This is a genomic window from Roseococcus suduntuyensis, from assembly GCF_014196305.1.
GTDB classification, from domain to species: Bacteria; Pseudomonadota; Alphaproteobacteria; order Acetobacterales; family Acetobacteraceae; genus Roseococcus; species Roseococcus suduntuyensis.
The window spans coordinates 62,106-80,489 of record NZ_JACIDJ010000004.1 but is presented as its reverse complement, the minus strand read 5'-3'; the positions used below and the strand labels follow the sequence as shown (position 1 = coordinate 80,489).

11 protein-coding genes are annotated in these 18,384 nt (G+C 72.8%); 6 read left to right on the top strand and 5 right to left on the bottom strand.

Annotation, left to right across the window (positions count from 1 at the left end; genetic code table 11):
* Window positions 1-47: 47 nt before the first annotated feature.
* Genes GGQ83_RS12545 through GGQ83_RS12535 form a run of 3 tightly spaced genes read right to left on the bottom strand, consistent with a single transcriptional unit; the run spans window position 48 to window position 3,575 of the window.
* Window positions 48-1,394: a cytochrome P450 gene (locus GGQ83_RS12545; protein WP_184384512.1), complete on the bottom strand. Its 1,347-nt coding sequence runs from the start codon at window positions 1,392-1,394 to the stop codon at window positions 48-50.
* A 43-nt stretch (window positions 1,395-1,437) separates the two neighbouring features.
* Window positions 1,438-2,157 carry a 2-oxo acid dehydrogenase subunit E2 gene (locus tag GGQ83_RS12540; protein ID WP_184384510.1) on the bottom strand — a complete coding sequence of 240 codons (720 nt, stop codon included), beginning with the start codon at window positions 2,155-2,157 and terminating at the stop codon, window positions 1,438-1,440.
* Between the two features lie 35 nt (window positions 2,158-2,192).
* Entirely contained in the window at window positions 2,193-3,575 is a 1,383-nt protein-coding gene (locus tag GGQ83_RS12535; RefSeq protein ID WP_184384508.1) for an MFS transporter, read from the bottom strand.
* Window positions 3,576-3,670: 95 nt separating this feature from the next.
* On the opposite strand from GGQ83_RS12535, the gene GGQ83_RS12530 reads away from it, so the two are divergent.
* Window positions 3,671-4,777: a 2-aminoethylphosphonate--pyruvate transaminase gene (locus GGQ83_RS12530; protein ID WP_184384506.1), complete on the top strand. Its 1,107-nt coding sequence runs from the start codon at window positions 3,671-3,673 to the stop codon at window positions 4,775-4,777.
* Between the two features lie 13 nt (window positions 4,778-4,790).
* On the opposite strand, the gene GGQ83_RS12525 is transcribed toward GGQ83_RS12530, so the two are convergent.
* Window positions 4,791-5,432, bottom strand: a complete 642-nt coding sequence (locus GGQ83_RS12525) for an OmpW/AlkL family protein (RefSeq protein WP_184384504.1) — start codon at window positions 5,430-5,432, stop codon at window positions 4,791-4,793.
* Window positions 5,433-5,533: 101 nt separating this feature from the next.
* Window positions 5,534-6,163, bottom strand: coding sequence for a peroxiredoxin (locus GGQ83_RS12520; RefSeq protein WP_184384937.1), 630 nt, complete (start codon window positions 6,161-6,163; stop codon window positions 5,534-5,536).
* 250 nt (window positions 6,164-6,413) lie between these two features.
* Between GGQ83_RS12520 and GGQ83_RS12515 the strand changes: the two genes are divergently transcribed.
* The 5 genes from GGQ83_RS12515 to GGQ83_RS12495 all read left to right on the top strand — a co-directional run bounded on the left by GGQ83_RS12515 (window position 6,414) and on the right by GGQ83_RS12495 (window position 18,336).
* A complete protein-coding gene (locus GGQ83_RS12515; RefSeq protein ID WP_184384502.1) occupies window positions 6,414-8,087 on the top strand; it encodes a formate--tetrahydrofolate ligase in 1,674 nt (557 codons plus the stop codon).
* 180 nt (window positions 8,088-8,267) lie between these two features.
* Complete coding sequence (locus GGQ83_RS12510; RefSeq protein WP_184384501.1) at window positions 8,268-9,089, top strand: hypothetical protein; 822 nt, start codon at window positions 8,268-8,270, stop codon at window positions 9,087-9,089.
* Between the two features lie 7 nt (window positions 9,090-9,096).
* The gene (locus tag GGQ83_RS12505) at window positions 9,097-9,924 is read left to right on the top strand and encodes a nucleotide-binding protein (protein ID WP_184384500.1); all 828 of its coding nucleotides are present in this window, start codon (window positions 9,097-9,099) and stop codon (window positions 9,922-9,924) included.
* The gene (bcsA, locus tag GGQ83_RS12500) at window positions 9,921-14,516 is read left to right on the top strand and encodes a UDP-forming cellulose synthase catalytic subunit (RefSeq protein ID WP_184384498.1); all 4,596 of its coding nucleotides are present in this window, start codon (window positions 9,921-9,923) and stop codon (window positions 14,514-14,516) included. Before GGQ83_RS12505 ends, bcsA begins: the two co-directional genes overlap by 4 nt.
* Window positions 14,517-14,619: 103 nt before the next feature.
* Window positions 14,620-18,336: a cellulose synthase subunit BcsC-related outer membrane protein gene (locus tag GGQ83_RS12495; protein ID WP_184384496.1), complete on the top strand. Its 3,717-nt coding sequence runs from the start codon at window positions 14,620-14,622 to the stop codon at window positions 18,334-18,336.
* The last annotated feature ends 48 nt before the right edge of the window (window positions 18,337-18,384 follow it).

The window sequence follows — 18,384 nt, the reverse complement described above, 5'->3', positions numbered from 1 at the left end:
CCCCGGTTCCCCCCAGCATGGCATGAAAGCGGCGCGGCGCGAGGGCCTCAGCGCGGGGTGACGGAAAGCGTCATCCCGCCCCGCGGCCGCACGCTGAGGCGCGCGCGCGGCATGGGGCGCGTGCTCTCCGGCACGGCGAAGTCGAGGCGCTGCAGCAGGATGGCCAGGAAGGCCGTCATCTCGGCCTGGGCGAAGGCGGCGCCGGCGCAAATCCGGGGCCCCAGCGAGAAGGGGATGTAGCCGAAGCGCGGCGGCTTGCGCGGCGCGTCGGGCAGGAAGCGCTCGGGGCGGAAGGCGTGCGGTGCGTCCCACAGCTGCTCATGGCGGTGCAGCAGCCAGGGCAGGGCCATGACGGTGTCCCCCGCGCGCACCGTCACCTGGCCGATGCGGTCGGCCTTCGCCGCCTCGCGCGAGAGATAGGGCACGGGGGGGTAGAGGCGCATCGCCTCCTGCGTCACGGCCTTGGTGAAGGGCAGGCGGGGCAGGTCCGTGTGGTCCGGCGCGCGGCCGCCCAGCACCGCGGCGTGTTCGGCACGCAGGCGTTCCAGCGTGGGCGGGTGGCGGGCGATGAGGTAGAGCGACCAGGAGAGCGCATTGGCCGAGGTCTCGCTGCCCGCCAGCAGCATCATGCCCAGTTCGTTGACCAGATCCTCGGCGTCCAGCAGGGGGGCGCCATCCGGGGCGAGGGCCGCGCGCATCTCGGCAAACAGCCCGCCCTCCTCCGGGTCGGCGGCGGCGATGCAGGCGGCGATGGTGGCGCGGATGTCGCGCGCATGGCGCATCGCGCCGCGCAGCTGGAAGCCCGAGAGGCGGTCCGGCAGGCCCATCAGGTGCGCGAAATCCACCGCCAGCACGGATTGCTCGTATTCGGCGAAGCTGGAGGCGATGCGCCGCGCGGCGTCCTCGGTGCCGGTGCGCGGGAACAGCGCGCGCATGACGGCGAGCGCGGTGGTGCCCGCCAGCTCCGCCGAGACATCCACCTGCCCGCGCCAGCGTGCCGCCACCTCCTCCGCCCCCTGCACGAAGAGGGGGAAGAAGCCCGCCGTCCGCGCCGGGTGCAGCAGCTTCATCACCACCGCGCGCCGCTCGGCCCAGAGGGTTCCGTGGTTGCCGAACATGCTGTCGCCCAGCACGGGCGAGACGGCGGAGCGGAAATGCCGGCTTTTCGCCTCGTAGTCGGCCGCGCGGAGGATGAAGACGTGGCGCACCAGATCCGGCTCGTTCACCACCAGGGTGCGCTGCCGCAGGGTGCGGATGGGGATCAGGCGGTGGCGGAAGCCCGTCTCGGGAAAGAAGCGCAGCAAATCCTGCGCCGAGGTGCGGATCATCGCCCAGGGGCCGGGGAAGCGGGCGGGCAAGGCGGGGCGCGGCGGGATCAGGTCCGGGGCGGACATCAGGCGGAACTCCAGGCCGCCAAAAGGGCGGCGCGGGGAGTGGCTAATCCCGTGGCGGGGGCGCGTCCAGGGCGGCCAGCTCGTCGGCGATGGGTCCTTCCAGCGCCTCCTGCATGGCGGCCATGGCGCGGATGGCGTCCGACCCGTCCAGCACCCGGTGGTCCATGGCGAAATGCACGGTCACGCCGCCATCGGGCGCGATGGGGCCGAAGCTGAGGAAGACGGGCACGATGCTGACGCTGTCCATGACGTCCACGCCATGCTCGCCCAGCACGGAGATGGCGTAGTTGCCGCCCAGCCGCAGCACGGGCCAGCCGAGGCCCATGGCCAGCGCATAGCCCGCGCGCCGCAGCGGCCAGGGGAGGCGCCCGGCCATGAGCATCCAGCGCAGCGCGGCGCTCGCTTCGCGCGGGCTGGATTTCACCGCGGCGAGTCGCTGGGCCAGGTCCGGCAGGGGCGCGTCATGCGCGCGGAACAGGCGGGCGGGGGCGAGCAGGGTCTCCTCTCCCTCCCGCGCCTCCACCATGACGCAGCCCTGGGCGTGCGGCGCCTCGATCAGGTGCGGCCAGGGCAGGCTGGCATGCACCCGGCGCAGCGGCGCGTGCTGCTGGGCCGTCATGGCGAAGGCCTTGGCGAAGAGCGTGGTCCAGGGCGGGCGGGGCGCCGGCAGCGCCGCGCGGGCGGCCCGCGCGCGCGGAATGCTGAGCTTCCCGCGGATGAGAAAGCGCGGCACGGCGCGCGAGGCGGCGGATAGGTCGCCCATCAGCCGCCGCCCCGGGCTCAAGGCGATGCGCCGGTTCATCGCTTGCCGCTGACCTCCGCCCCCACATCGCGCGGCAGGCGCAGCGCCAGCGGTGCCGCGCTGGCCACCACCAGCCCCGCCACCAGGAAGGCCGTGGTGAAGTCCGCCACCGCCAGCGCGTCGCGGCCCGCCAGGTGCTGGCTGACCTCCAGCGCGGTGGAGGCGATGACCACGCCGATGGCCGGCGGCAATTGCTGGGCGGTGCCATAGAAGCTGGTGCCCGCGCTCAGCCGCTCGCGCGGGATGTCCGCGAAGGCCAGCGTGTTCAGCGAGGTGAATTGCAGCGAGCGGAACAGCCCGCCAAGTGCGAGGGCCACGAACAGCGCCGCCACCGGCCAGGCGGGCGAGAAGGCGGCGCCCACCGCCACCCCCGCCGCCGCCAGCAGCCCATTCACCGCCAGCACGTTGCGGAAGCCCCAGCGCCGCAGCACGGGCCGGGCCAGCGGCTTCATGGCGAAGGCGCCCAAGGCCGTGGCGAAGGCCACCAGCCCCGCCTGGGTGGCGCTCCAGCCGAAGCCCAGTTGCAGCAGCAGCGGCACCAGGAAGGGCACGCCGCCGGCGCCCGCGCGGAACAGGCTGCCCGCCAGCGTCGCGTGGTGGAAGGAGGGGAAGCGCAGCAGCGTGAGGTCAATGGCCGGCCTCTGCGCGCGGCGGCAATGGCGCAGCGCCAGAAGCGCGACCACGCCGCCCAGGACCAGCAGGGCCGCCGGCATCCCGGCGGGCAGCACGCCGCGGCCCACCGTCTCGAACCCCGCCATGAGGGTGGCCAGCGCGCCGCCCACCAGCACCAGGCCCTTGATGTCGGGCGGGCCCGGATTCTGCGCGGGCAGGGGGGTGATCTTCCAGGCCACCAGCGCGAAGCCCACCAGCGCCACCGGCACGTTCAGCCAGAATACGCTGCGCCAGCCGAAGAGGTCCGTCATGATGCCGCCCAGGGGCGGGCCGGTGATGGGGCCCAGCATGGCGGGCATGGTCAGCCAGGCCATGGCGGTCAGCATCTCGTCCTTGCGGATGCCGCTGAGCAGCAGCAGGCGCCCCACGGGCACCATCATGGCCCCCGCCATGCCCTGGAAGATGCGCGCGGCCACCAGCTCGCCCAGGTTGTTCGCGAAGCCGCAGGCGGCGGACGCCGTGCCGAACAGCAGGATGGCCATCAGGAAGACGCGCTTCGCCCCGAAGCGGTCCGCCACATAGCCGCTGACCGGGATGAAGACCGTCAGCGCCACCAGGTAGGAGGTGATGGCCACGCCCAGCCGCGCCGGGTCCTCGTTCAGATCCCGCGCCATGGCGGGGAGTGCGGTGACGACGGCCGAACTGTCGAGGTTCTGCATGAACAGCGCCGAGGCGACGATGATCGCGGTGGTGCGTGTTCCTGCCATGGCGCGCAGGGTAGGGTGGCCAGCACCGCGCCGGAAGCAGGGCAAAACCCCTTTTCGCCGGCGCCGATTCCAGGCAAGGGCAGGAAATGCCCGACATGCTCCTGCTCACCCCCGGCCCCGTCCAGACCCACCCCTCGGTGCGCGCCGCCATGGACGAGGACATCGCCCCCTGGGATGCGGAGTTCCGCCCCTTCTACACCAGCCTGCGCGAGCGGCTGCGGGACATCGCGGGCGGCGTGGAGGGGGTGCACGCCACCCTGCCGTTGCAGGGCTCCGGCCACATGATCCTGGAGGCCGCCATCCGCACCTATGTGGCGCCGGGTGCCACCATCCTGGTGCCGATGAACGGGGAATACGCGGTGCGGATCGCGCGGCTGGCACGCGAGGCGGGGCGCGTGGTGGTCGAGCTGCCGGCTGAGGACACCCACGCCATCACCCCCGGGGCGGTGGCGGCCGCGCTGGACGCCCACCCGGAGGCGACGCACCTCGCCATGGTGCAGAGCGAGACGGGCAGCGGCATCGTGAACGACCCCGCCGTGATCGGCGCCGTGGTGCGCGCGGCGGGCCGGCGGATGATCGTGGACGCGGTCTCGGCCTTCGGCGCGCTGCCCATGGACCTCGCGGCCCAGCCCGAGATGGACGCGGTGGTGTTCACCTCGAACAAGTGCCTGGAGAGCGTGCCGGGCTTCGCCTTCGCGGTGGCGCGCATGGACCGCACCGAGGAATGCGCGGGGCAGGCGGGGTCCTGGAGCCTCGATCTCTCGGACGTGCTGGCCCAGGCCAGGCGCAGCGGCTGGGGCAGCCTGCGCTTCACCGGGCCGGTGCAGACGCTGCGGGCGCTGGAAGTGGCGCTGGACCGGCTGGATGCGGAGGGCGGGCCCGCGCAGCGGCTCACGCGCTACCGGGCCAATGCGGCGCGGCTTTATGCGGGGCTGTGCGCGCTGGGCCTGCGGCCCTACCTGAACCAGGCCGAGCAGGGGCCGGTGGTCGTCACCTTCCACCAGCCGGACGGCATGGATTTCCATGGCTTCGTGGGGGCGCTGAAGGCGCGCGGCGTGAACATCAGCGCCTACTACACGACCGAGGCGCCGACCTTCCGCGTCGGCGCCATCGGCGATGTGGGGCTGGCGGAGATGGACCGCGCGGTGGCCGCCATCGCCGAGACCCTGGCGGCGATGGGCAAGCTGCCCGCCGCCGCATAGTTGGTCCGCGCTACTAGAACCGGTAGCGCAGCGTCGCCCCCAGCACGAAGGGGTTGATGTCCGCCCGCGCGCGGATGGTGCCGCTGTTCACGCTGACATCGGGCTGTATCATGATCCACTTCAGGTCGAGGTTCGCGACCCAGTTGGGCGAGATCTCGTAGTTGAAGCCGATGCTGGGGGCCACGCCCACGCTCGGCTGCACCCGCACGCGGTTCACCGCGCCCGCCCGGCTGCCGCCATGCCCGTAGAACCAGGTGGCGTTCAGGCCCAGGCCCACATAGGGGCTGAAGCGCGAAGTGGGCATCGGGTGGTATTGCACCGTCAGGGTGGGCGGCAGCGCCCAGACATGGCCGAGGCTGACATCGCCCAGCGCGGAGTTCCGCACCCGGATGTCATGCCGCGTGGTGGCCGCGATGAGGTTCGCCGAGAAGTTGGGCGTCACGAAATAGGTGAAGTCGAGCAGCGGGCTCGCGCTGTTGGTCGCCTCCGGGCGGCCGCCGATCACGCCCACGCTGCCGCCATTGGTGGGCAGGACGCCCACGGCGCCGAAGCCCACCATGAAGTCGCCGGCGCGCAGGCCGCGCACCTCCTGCGCCCCCGCCAGACCCGTCGTCGCCAACAGCGCCGCACCGGCCAGCCATCCCAAACCACGCATGTCCAAACTCCCTATCGCGGCATCCCGCCGCGCCCGAGCACTACGCCCGGGAAGGGAGCTGGACTTTGATGTGAATCAACGGGTTTGGCGGTTCGCGCGCGTCAGTCCACCTTCACCCAGCGCAGATAGGGCCGCTCGGCCTTCCAGCCCTGGGGGAAGCGGGCCTTCGCGTCCTCGTCGGGGATGGAGGGGAGGATGATGGCGTCCCCGCCAGGCTGCCAGTTCACCGGTGTCGCGACCTTCGCGCGGTCGGTCAGCTGCAGGCTGTCGATGACGCGCAGCACCTCGTGGAAGTTGCGGCCGGTGCTGGGCGGGTAGGTCAGCGTGAGCCGCACCTTCCGCGCGGGGTCCAGCACATAGACGGTGCGGACCGTGACGGAGGGGTCGGCCTCCGGGTGGATCATGCCGTAGAGCTGCGAGACATGGCGCGAGGGGTCCGCGATCATGGGGAAGTTCAGCGCATGGCCCTGGGTGTCGGCGATGTCCTCGGCCCAGGCGGCGTGGCGGTCCAGCGGGTCCACCGAGAGGCCGATGACCTTCACGCCGCGCTTGTCGAATTCGGGTTTGAGGCGCGCGGCCTCGCCGAGTTCGGTGGTGCAGACGGGGGTGAAATCCTTGGGGTGGGAGAAGATCACCACCCAGGCATCGCGCGCCCAGTCGCTGAAGCGGATGCGGCCTTCGGTGGTCTCGGCCTCGAAATCGGGCGCGACCTGGCCGAGGGTGAGGGGCATTCCGTATTGGAGGCTCATGGGCTGGTCTCCCTGGGCGCGGGGTTTGTGCGCGCGGCGTTGCAGATTCTTCGTAAGTATATACGCGCCACAGGACGCAAATTTAAGGCCAGAGCCGGGTAAATTCCACGATAAATAACAGAATAATACGGTGGAATTACGCGCGCTTCCCGGTGCCGTCGCCGCGCCCCGGGTCTTGCCCCTCGCGCCGCGTGGCGCCATTAGCGCCCCAACCCAGGGAGAAGCATCCGGAATGTCCATAGACCTCGAGATCGCCCGCGCGGCCACCCTCGCGCCCATCACGCGCATCGCGGCCGCCGCCGGCATCCCGGAGGAGGCGCTGGAACCCTATGGGAAGTTCAAGGCCAAGGTGGGCCTGGATTTCGTGGGTCGCGTGCGGGCCGAACGGCCACTGGGCAAGCTGGTGCTGGTCACGGGCATCAACCCGACGCCCGCGGGCGAGGGCAAGTCCACCACCACGGTCGGTCTGGGCGATGCGCTGAACCATATCGGCCAGCGCGCCATGATCTGCCTGCGCGAGCCTTCGCTCGGCCCCTGCTTCGGCGTGAAGGGCGGGGCCACGGGCGGCGGCCACGCGCAGGTGGTGCCGATGGAGGACATCAACCTCCATTTCACCGGGGATTTCCACGCCATCACCGCCGCCAACAACCTGCTGGCCGCGATGCTGGACAACCACATCTACTGGGGCAACGCGCTGGGCATTGACGCGCGGCGGATCACCTGGCGGCGCGCGCTGGACATGAACGACCGCGCGCTGCGTTCGGTGGTGGGCTCGCTGGGCGGCACGGCGAACGGCTTTCCGCGCGAGGACGGGTTCGACATCGTCGTCGCCTCGGAGGTGATGGCGGCCTTCTGCCTCGCGCATGACCTGGATGACCTCCAGCAGCGCCTGGGCCGCATCATCGTGGCGCAGACGCGCGAGGGGAAATCCGTGACGGCGGCCGACCTCAAGGCCGATGGCGCCATGGCGGTGCTGCTGCGCGACGCCTTCGCGCCCAACCTGGTGCAGACGCTGGCGGGCAGCCCCGCGCTGGTGCATGGCGGGCCCTTCGCCAACATCGCCCATGGCTGCAACAGCGTGGTGGCGACGAAGCTTGGCTTGCACCTCGCGGATGTGGTGGTGACGGAGGCGGGCTTCGGCGCCGACCTGGGGGCGGAAAAATTCCTCGACATCAAGTGCCGCTTGGCGGGCCTCGCCCCCGATGCCTGCGTGGTGGTGGCCACCGTGCGCGCGCTCAAGATGCATGGCGGTGTCGCGAAATCGGCGCTGGGGCATGAGGATGTGCCGGCGGTGAAGCGCGGCGTGGTGAACCTCGCCCGCCATGTCGAGAACATGCGCAAGTTCGGCCTGCCGCCCGTGGTGGCGCTGAACCGCTTCAATGGCGACACGGCGGCCGAAATCCAGGCCGTGCAGGAGGCGATGTCGGCCCTCGGCGTGGAGGCCATCCTCTGCACCCATTGGGCGGATGGCGCGGCCGGCGCGGTGAAGCTGGCCGAGGCGGTGATGCGCCGCATCGCGGCCGGCGAGGCACGCTTTACGCCGCTCTATCCCGACGACATGCCGCTTGCCGACAAGATCGGCACCATCGCCCGCGAGATCTACCGCGCGCGGGAGGTGGCGATCCCGGACGCGGTGCGGGCGAAGCTGGCGCGCTTCGAGGCGCAGGGCTTCCGCCAGGTGCCCGTCTGCATCGCCAAGACGCAATATTCCTTCAGCGCCGACCCCACCGCGCTGGGTGCGCCCGAGGGCCATGTGCTGCCGGTGCGCGATGTGCGGCTCTCGGCCGGGGCGGGCTTCGTGGTGGCGATCTGCGGCGATGTGATGACCATGCCGGGCCTGCCGCGCGTGCCGGCGGCCGAGAGCATCCGCCTGGACGCGGAGGGCCGCATAGAGGGCTTGTTCTGAAGGTTACGCACGCGACTCGGTGCCCATCACGCATTTTCATGTTATTGTCGCCACGAGAGAGGCAGCGGGTGTGAGTTGCGCCAGACGTAATGGCGCCTATCGTTCGGGCGGAGGTTGAGAGGCCGCGGACGGCATGGCCCGCGGCACGGGCATGGTGTTGGTAGGGGGCGACAGGCGGGCGTGGAGCGTGAGATCGGCAATGTCGTGGCGGATGTGGGCCTCAGAGCGTTCCGCTATTTGAGCTTCCCGCCCGTGCTCTTCGAGACGCGCCCGCGTCCGGTGGTCAAGGAGGCGCCAGCGCCGGCCCTCATTCCGGACCTGACACCGGTGGCGGCCCCTGTTCCACCTCCGGCGCCGGAAGCCGCGCGGCCGCCGGATGTGGTCCAGGCCACGCCCACCATGCCGGCCGCGGCACCCTCCCCACCTGCCGCGCCCGCCCGCTTCGCCGATGGCCTGCCCCGCTTCGGCGTCACGGCCCTGCCGGCCGGGGCGCCTGCCTCGTCCTCGGACAGCATTGCCGGCGGGGGACTCTTCGCGCCGCAGCCCTCCGCGCCAAGCTTCACCGCCCCGCCGCCTTCCAGCCCGGCCCCGGCCTTCGTGGTGCCGGCCGCGCGGGCCGACACCGCGCCCAGCCCATCCCCCGCGCTGTCGCTGCCTGCCACTCAGGCGCCCCAGGCGGCGCACGCCGCCGCTCCCGCGCCCCTGGCGGCGCATGCCGCCGCTCCGGCGCCCCTGGCGCCGCCGTCCGCGGCCACTCCCGCGCCTGTGGCAGCGCCGCCCGCCGCCTGGCCCGACCCCTTCGCCCCCGCCGCCCTGCCCGAGGCGCCACGGCTGCGCCGCCTGGCGGAGTTGCAGGGCCTCGCCCCGCCACCCCCGCCGCCGCCGCGCCCCGCCGGCACCCGCAGCTACGCCCTGCTGCAGGATGTCCATGCGGAGCTGGCCGGCCGCACCCCGCCCGTCGCCCCTTTTGCGCCCCCTGGGCGGCGCGACCCTCCGGCATGACCGGCTGATGCCTCTGATCACCTTCGCATCCCCAAAAGGGGGAGTGGGCAAGACCACGCTGGCCGCGCATGTGGCCGCGCTGCTGGCGCGCGCCGGCCTGCCCGTCGTGGCGCTGGACCTCGACCCGCAGAACGCGCTGCGCCTGCATCTGGGCCTGCCGCTCTGGGAGCCCGCCGCCTTCACCGCCCATATCGCCCAGCGGCCCAATTGGCGCGAATGCCTGGTGCAGACGGAATCCGGCGTGCGCGTCCTGCCCTTCGGCCCGGGCGATGCCGTGCGGGCCATGGGGGTCGCGCAGGCGCTGACCACCAGCCCCGAATTGCTGGCCGAACCGTTGCGCGAGATGCTGGCGGTGCCGGGCCTCGTCGTCATCGTGGACAGCCCGCCCGGCCCCAACCCGGCGCTGGCCGCCATCTCCGCGCTGACGGACATCCTGGTCATGGTGCTGCTGGCCGATGCCGGGAGTGCGGCCGTCATTCCGCAGATCGCGAGCAACCGCATCCTGGGCCGCGGCACGCTCGCCGCCCGCGTGGGTGAGCGCGCGGTGATGGTGCTGAACCAGGTGGAGAACGGAAATCCATTGAGCGAGGCGGTGTTGGACATGGCCCAGAATGCCCTCGGGCCGCGCTTCCTGGGCGTGGTCTGCCGTGATCTCGGCGTGGCCGAGGCCCTGGCCGACCGGCGCATGCTGCTGGAGGGCGAGCCCGGCGCGGGCGAGGACCTGCTGGTGCTGACCGAGGCGCTGGCCAAGCGGCTGCGCACCGCGGCACCGGGTCATGGCGCGCCCGGCTACGGCGCCGCCCCACCGAACGGCACCCCCTGGGGCCGGGCATGAGCTTCCCCGCCCCCCCCGACCGCAAGATGCGCCTGCTGCGCGGCGCCTCGGGCGCGCTGGGCCTGCTGCTGGCCCTCGTCTTCATCACCCTTCCCATGGGTGCTGCCGCCCAGGCCTGGCTGACGGTGGCGGGCATCGGCGTCTTCCTGCTGCTGAACCGCAACAAGTCGCGCCTGGTCAGCGTCATCCTGGTGATGCTCTCGGTCACCATCACCAGCCGCTACCTCTACTGGCGGGCCACCGAGACGCTGGAGTTCGAGACCTTCCTGCAGACCATCTTCGGCTCCCTGCTGTTTCTCGCGGAGGTCTTCGCGGGGCTGCTGATGGCGCTGTCCTACATCCAGACCACCTATCCGCTGGACCGCAAGCCCGTGCCGCTCCCGCGCGACGTGGACAGCTGGCCGATGGTGGATGTCTATATCCCCACCTACAACGAGGACCTGGACCTCGTGCGGCCCACCGTGCTGGCCGCCATGAACATGGACTACCCGCGTGACAAGCTGAACGTCTGGATCCTGGATGACGGCCGCCGCCCCGCCTTTCGCGACTTCGCGGAAGAAGTTGGCTGCGGCTACATCATCCGCCCCGACAACAAGGGGGCGAAGGCCGGCAACCTCAACCACGCGATGAAGCACACGCCGGGCGAGTTCATCGCGATCTTCGACTGCGACCACGCGCCCACGCGCGCCTTCCTCCAGCTGACACTCGGCTGGCTGGTGCGGGACAAGAAGCTTTCCATGGTGCAGACGCCGCACCACTTCTACAGCCCCGACCCCTTCGAGCGGAACCTCGCCCGCAAGCGCGCCGTGCCCAATGAGGGCCTGCTGTTCTACGGCCTGATCCAGCCGGGCAACGACCTCTGGAACGCCGCCTTCTTCTGCGGCTCCTGCGCCGTCATCCGCCGCTCCGCGCTGGAGGAGGTGGGCGGTGTGGCCCACGAGACCGTCACGGAAGATGCCCACACCGCCTTCCGCATGCAGCAGAAGGGCTGGGACACGGCCTATATCCGCATCCCCCTGGCCTCGGGCCTGGCGACGGAGCGCCTCGCGCTGCACATCGGCCAGCGGATGCGCTGGGCGCGCGGCATGCTCCAGATCATGCGGATCGAGAACACGCTCTTCGCCCGCGGCCTGACCATGATGCAGCGGCTCTGCTATTTCATCGCGCAGTTCGGCTTCATGTTCGCCATTCCGCGCATCGTCTTCCTCACCTCGCCGCTGGTCTTCCTGTTTTTGGGCGAGAGCGTGATCGCGGCCTCGCCGCTCGCCATCATCGCCTATGCGGGGGGGCATATCTTCCACGCCATCGCCACCACGGCGCGGCTGAACGGGCCGCACCGGCATTCCTTCTGGTCGGAGATCTACGAGGCCTCGCTCGCGGCGCAGCTCGTCCCGGTCACCATCCTCACCCTGCTCGACCCCAGGAAGGGAAAGTTCAACGTGACCGACAAGGGCGGCACCCTCGACGAAGGCTATCTCGACGTGCAGGCGGTGCTGGCGAACCTCATCCTGCTGGTGCTGGTGGGCATCGGCTTCGTCATTGGTCTGGTGGGCTACATCCTGGCCGAGAGCGGCAGCCTGGAGGCGCGCGCCTACCTGCTGAACACCATCTGGGCGGGCCTGGCGCTGGTGCCGCTTTCGGCCGGCGTGGCGGTGGGGCGGGAGCGCGAGCAGTCGCGCCTGCGCGCGCGCGTGGCCGCCCATGTGCCGGGCGAGCTGGTGCTGGCCGACGGCACGCGCCTGCCCTCCATGACGCAGGACCTCTCGCTCTCCGGCGCGCGGCTGCGCCTCGACCGCCCCCTTGGCCTGGCCGATGGGGACCGGGTGGAGCTGCTGCTGCATTCGGGCGGCGAGGAAATTCCCTTGAAGGCCACGGTGGTGCGCTGGGAGGGCAATGACGCCTACCTGCAATTCCTCGTCGAGGACCTGCAGGATGAATCCAACGTGGTCCGCGCCTTCTTCGGCCGCGCCGATGCCTGGCTCTACTGGGACAAGTGGCCGCAGGACCGCCCGCTGCGCTCGCTGGCGAACGTGGTCGCGGCCACGGCCGATGTGGTGTTCAACAAGTATCGCTTCGGCCGCGTGCGGGTGGGCCACAAGCCGGTCCCGCCCGAGGTGGCCAAGCCCGCCGTCGAGGCGCGTGCCTCGGGCGTGCTGGCCCCGCGCCGGCCGCAGGCCCCGGGTACCGCCACGGTGGTGACCGCGGGTGCGCGGGTGGTGGCGGGCCTCACCGGCCTGCTTCTGCTGCTGGGCGCGGGTGGCGCCTTCGCGCAGCAGCCGCGCCCCGCGCAGCGTGCCCCCGCGCCCGCCCAGGCCCAGCCCGCGCCCGAGCCGCCGCCGCCCCTGGTGGCCCCCGCTCCCCTGCTGGCGCCGGCGCCGCTGCCGGAGCCCGCGCCCATCCTGGCGCCGCCGCTGGGCCCTACCCTTGGCCTGCCGCCCCCGCCCAGCGGCGCGCGGGTGGTGACGCGCACCCTGCGCGACCTGGGTCTGACCGGCCCCATGCAGCTGCGCGGCATCCAGGATCTGCAGGGCGTGCTGTTCGGCCTGCGCGCCGACGAGGTGGTGACGGAGGCGAGCCTGATCGTCTCGGGTGCCGCCTCGCCCTCGCTCATCCCCTCGCTGAGCCAGGTGGCGGTGACGCTGAACGAGCAGGCGGTGGGCGCCATTCCGATAGATGCCGCGCGCCAGGCCTTCGGCCCGCTGGAATTCCCGCTGGACCCGCTGTTCTTCTCCGAGATCAACCGGCTGAACTTCCGCTTCTCCGGCCGCTACACCAACGAGTGCAACGACCCCAATTCGGGCCTGCTCTGGGCCAATGTGTCCGACCTCTCGACCATGCGGATGCGCATCGAGCGGCTGCCGCCCCAGCGCGACCTCTCCCGCCTGCCCGAGCCGCTGTTCGACCGCCGCGTGCTGCAAGGCCAGGTGACCATTCCCGTGGTCATCCCGGAGGGTGCAGGCCCCTCCGCGCTGCGGGCCGCGGGCATCGCCGCCTCCTGGTTCGCGGTGCAGGCCGATTATCGCGGCGCCACCTTCCCCGTGGGCCGCGCGCTGCCGCGCGAGGGCGATGCCATCATCCTCGCCACCGGGCCCGATGCCGTGCCGGGGCTGACCATGCCGCGCATGGACGGGCCGACGCTCGCCATGCTGCCCCACCCGGACGACCCCTTCGGCACCCTGCTGGTGCTGGGCGGGCGCAGCGAGGCCGAACTGGTCCCGGCGGCCCTCGCCCTGGTCGCCGCGCGCGGCACGCTGGCGGGGGAGATGGCGCGCGTCGTCGCCCCCACCATCCCGCCGCGCCAGCCCTATGACAGCCCGCGCTGGGTCCGCACCGACCAGCCGCTGATGCTGGGCTCGCTCGTGGAGCGGGATGCCCTGCAGGCGACCGGTTTCTCCACCGGCGCCATCCGCGTGCCGCTGCGCACTTCGCCCGACATCCTGACCTTCCGCGGGCGCGGCTTCCCGGTGGACCTCTCTTTCCGCGCGCCGGAGGGGCCCATCATTGATGTCTCGTCCTCGCGGCTCGATGTGTCGGTCTCGGGCTCCTACCTGCGCTCCTTCCGGCTGGCGGACCCGGAGCCCTGGATTCCGACGCGCTGGGCCACCGACCCGTTCTGGGAATTGCTGGGCTTCGACACCGCGCGGCGCAGCGGCCGCGCCATCATCCCGCCCTACCTGCTGCTGGGCCGGGACGAGCTGCAATTGCGCTTCGACATGCGCCCCATGAACCGCGGCGAATGCGTGGACATCCCGGCCCAGGTGCGCGCGGCGCTGGAGCCTGACAGCACCATAGACCTGCGCCGCATCCATCGCTTCGCGCAGATGCCCAATCTCGGCTTCTTCGCGAGCGCGGGCTTCCCCTTCACCCGCATGGCGGACCTCTCGGGCACCGCCGCCGTGCTGCCCGAGCGCGCGAGCACGGTGGAGCAGGGGGCCTTCCTCGACGCCATCGGCCAGCTTTCGGCCATCACGGGCATCGCGGCCACGGGGCTGCAGGTGGTCACCCCGCCGCAGCTCGCCTCCGCCGCCGCGCGGGACCTGCTGGTGATCGGCGCGCTGGGGCGCCAGCCCGCGCTGACCACCTTGCTGCGCGACGCGCCGGTGCGCGTGGAGGGCGAGCGCCTGTCCATCGCCCTGCCGGACGCCTTCCAGGAGGCGCGGGCGCTGGTGCTCAGCGCGCCCTCGCGCGACGAACGCAGCCGCGCCTCGGCCGCCCTCGGCACGCTGGGCGAGGGGTTCGGCGCGGTGCTGGGCGCGGAGAGCCCGCTGCAATCCGGGCGTTCCGTCGTGGCCATCACGGGCGCCACGCCGGCGGCCGTCGCGCAGATGGTGCAAGCCCTGCGCGACCCGGTGCTGGCGCCGGCCATCCAGGGCGACACCGCGGTGCTGACGGGGGGCACGCTGCAATCCTTCCGCACCATGGCGCCCTATCATGTGGGCGAGGCCCCCTGGTGGCTGCTGCCGCAGATCTGGCTGGGCGACCGTCCCGAACGGGCTTTGCTGCTGTTGCTGGCCGTGGGCGCGCTGCTGGGCCTGCCGGTCTACTGGATCCTGCGGCGGCGCGAGGTGACGCGCCTCAGAAGCCGCAGTTGATGGTGGCGAAGCGGGGGCACGGCCGTTATCCTGCGGTCCGGCTTTGCCATGGGGATGGCCGAGGCCGAACGCGCGGGCCGTGGCTCGGCGCCGGGGGGATGTGATGCGTAGGCTGCGGGCCACTTTGCTGCTGGGCGGCGCCGTGCTGGTGCCGGCCTCGGGTCTGGCGCAGGCCGTGCCGCCGGTCACCAATGGCGTGGCGGCGGAGGCCGGTGCCTCGCGCGCCGTGGACATCCTGCTGCGCCAGGCCGAACGCTGGCTTTCCCTCGAACAGAACGAGCAGGCCGCGGCCGCGGTGCAGCGGGCGCTCGCCGCCGACCCCCGCAATGCCGAGGCGCTGGCGCTTTCCGCCCGCATCGAGGCCGCGCGCGGCAACCAGGCCGGTGCGGCCGCCTTCACCCAGCGCCTGCGCGACGCGGGTGCCACGCCCGAGCAGACCCGGGCCGCCGAACAGGCCGTTCGTGGCGCCGCCATTGACCGCAACGCCATCGAGGAGGCGCGCGCCCTGGCCCGCGCCGGCCGCGCGGAGGAGGCCGTCGCCCGCTACCGCGCCATCTTCGGCGCGCAGGGCCCCACGCCCCCCTTCGCCCAGGAGTATTTCCAGGCGCTGGCCGCCACCCGGGCCGGTGCCGCCGAGGGGCGGCGCGGCCTGGAGACCCTGGCCGACCGGCCCGATGCCTCGCCGCGCGTGCGCCTCGCCGCCGCCCAGACCCTGACCTTCCAGCCCGGCACCCGCGCCGAGGGCATCCGCCGCCTCGTGCCCCTGGCCGACAACCCCGAGGTGGCGGCCGAAGCGCGCGCCGCCTGGCGCCAGGCCCTGGTCTGGAGCGCGGGCGACGCCGCCTTCGTGGACGCCACCCAGGCCTATCTCCAGCGCTTTCCCGCCGATGCGGAACTGCGGCGGTCCCTTGCCGCCATCCCGCGCCCCGACCCCACGGCCGAGGCACGCCAGGAGGCCTTCCAGCGCCTGGAGGCCGGCGCCGCCACGGATGCCGCGCGGCGCTTCGAGAGCATCCTCGCCACCAACCCCAACGATGCGGATGCGCTGGGCGGGCTCGGCATCGTGCGCCTGCGCGAGGGGCGCGCCGCCGAGGCGCGGCGCCTGCTGGAACAGGCCGTGGCCGCCGACCCCTCGCGCGCCACGCAATGGCAGCCCGCGCTGGACGGCGCCGCCTATGGGCTGGAGCTGGCCGCCGGGCGCGCCGCGCTGAACCGCGGCAATCTGGACGAGGCCGATGAGATCGCCCGCAGCGCCGCCCGCCGCACCGTCGAGGACCGCACGGACATCGAGGTGCTGCTGGGCGACATCGCGCTGCGCCGCCGCGACTTCGAGGCGGCCGAGCAACGCTACCGCGCGGCACTCGCCCGCCGCCCCGCCTTCGCCCCCGCCCAGGTCGGGCTGAACGCGGCCCTGCGTGGCCAGGGGCGCCCGGGCATCGCGCTGCCGCGCACCGCCGGCGGCGGCGAGGGCGCCGGCCCCGCCACCACCCCCGGCGAGGCCGGGCGCCTGCGCGCCGAGGCCGCCCGCGCCACCGATGCGGGCGTCGCCGCCGCCCTGCTGCGCCAGGCCGTGCAACTCGCCCCCGACGACACTTGGCTGCGCCTGGATCTCGCGCGGGTGCTGCGCCGCCAGGGCCGCGCCATCGAGGGCCGGGCGCTGATGGAGGAGCTGGCCGCGCGGCGCGGTGGCCGCGACGACCTCTTCGCCGCCGCTTTGCTCGCCGATGAGGAGGGCCGGTTGACCGAGGCGGAGGGCTTCCTCAACCGCATCCCGCCCGCGCAGCGCAGCGCCGACATGGGGCGTCTGGCCACCGGCATCCGCGCCCAGCGCGACGTGCAGCGCGCGGCCCAGGGCCTTGCGCGCAGCGCGCCCGAAGCGCGGGTGCAGCTTGTGACGCTGGCCGCCCGGCCGGACCCGACGGGTGCGACCGCCGCCGCCGTCATCCGCGCCTTCGCCGATTCCAATGACCGCTTCGGCGCGGCCGAGGCGGCGCGCGTGGGCGAGGCGGCCAACCGCGCCGCCGGCGCCACGCCGCGGCTCGCCATCGCGGGCGCGCTGCTGACCGCCGGGCTCGATGCCGAGGCGCTGGCGCTGGCCGACCAGATCGAGCAGGGCCGCGTGACGGCCGAGCAGCGGCGCGACATCGCCTCGCTGCGATCGGGCGCGGCCATCCGTGCCTCCGACCGGCTGAACAACGAGGGCAACCAGGCCCAGGCCTTCGAGCAACTCCGCCCCGTGCTGCAACGCGACCCGGACAACACCGAGGCCCGGCTGGCGCTGGCCCGCCTGCACCAGGGGGCGCGCGAACCGGCCGAGGCGCTGCGCATCGCCGACGGCATCCTCGCCCGCAACCCGCGCAGCCTCGACGCGCGGCAAGCCGCACTCGATGCCGCCGTGGCCCTGCGCGACTTCAACCGCGCCGAGGCGCTGGTGACCGAAGGCCTGCGCCTTCACCCGCGCGACAGCCGCATGTCCGTGCTGGAGGCGCGCTATGCCCGCGCCACCAACAACGAGGCCCGCGCCCGCCGCGCCCTGGAACAGGCGGCCGAGGCGCGGCGCGCGGAGCTCGGCTTCCAGGTGGTGCCGGGCACCCCCGGCCTGCCGCCGGCCATGCTGCCCAACCCCTTCGCGCGCGCGGGCGCGGTGGCCACCAGCACGCCCGCGCCGGGCGTGCCGCAGGACCGCGTCTCACGCGAGATCGCGACCGAACTGGCCAGCCTGGAGCGGGAGACGGGCTTCATCGTCACCGCCACGCCCAGCTTCCGCCAGCGTTCGGGCAGCGCGGGGCTGGACCGCATGCAATCCGTCATCGCGCCCGTCGAGGCGGAGATCACGCCGCCGGGCATCGGCGGGCGGCTGACGGCGCGGATGACGGGGGTTTCGCTGGATTCCGGCACGCTGGGCACCGATGTGGCCACGCGCATCCGCTTCGGCGGCAACCCGCTGCTGGGGGCGGGGGCGGGCACGCCGCGCAGCAATGCGGCGGGCGTGAATGTGGGCGTGGCCTATCGGCGGGATGACTGGCTGCGGGCGGATGTGACCTCCTCGCCCATCGGCTTTCCGCGCGCGACCATCCTGGGCGGCGTGGAACTCGCGCCGCAGATCGGCGGCGTGCGGGTGCGCGTGGTGGGCGAGCGGCGGTCGGTGCAGGACAGCCTGCTCTCCTGGGCCGGGCAGCGCGACCGGCTGGCGGGGCGGGACTTCGGCATGGTGGTCCGCACCGGGGGCCGCGCGCAGGTGGAAATCCCGGTGGGACCGGGCTTCGCCTATGTCGGCGGCGGCTATTCGATCTTCGAGGGGCAGGAGGTGGCGCGCAACACGCGCGTCGAGGCGGGGGCGGGCATTTCCTACCCCATCCTCCGCAGCGAGGGCGGCGAGCTGACGGTGGGCGGCGACCTGGTCTATTTCGGCTACCAGCGGAACCTGCGCTTCTTCACGCTGGGCCATGGCGGCTACTACAGCCCGCAGAGCTTCTTCGCGGCCAATATCCCGGTGGATTATCGCGGGCGGGCGGGGGACTTCACCTATCGCCTCGGCGGCACGGCGGGCTTCGCGGTGTGGCGCGAGAACCCGAGCGACGTGTTCCCCAACAACCGCTTCCTGCAGAACCAGTTGATCGCGGCGGCGGCGCAGGATGCGACGGCGACGCTGATCAGCCGCTATCCGGGGCAGAGCCAGCAGAACTTCATCGCGGGGCTGCGGGGGAATATTGATTACGCGATCACGCCGCGGATCAACCTCGGCGCCGGGTTCCAGTACGACAAGTCGGCGAATTGGGATGAGACGGTGGTGCAGCTCAGGTTGCAGGGGCGGTTCTGACAGCGGCGTCTGGCCCGCCGGGGCGGTGAACCCGTCGCCCCGATGGGC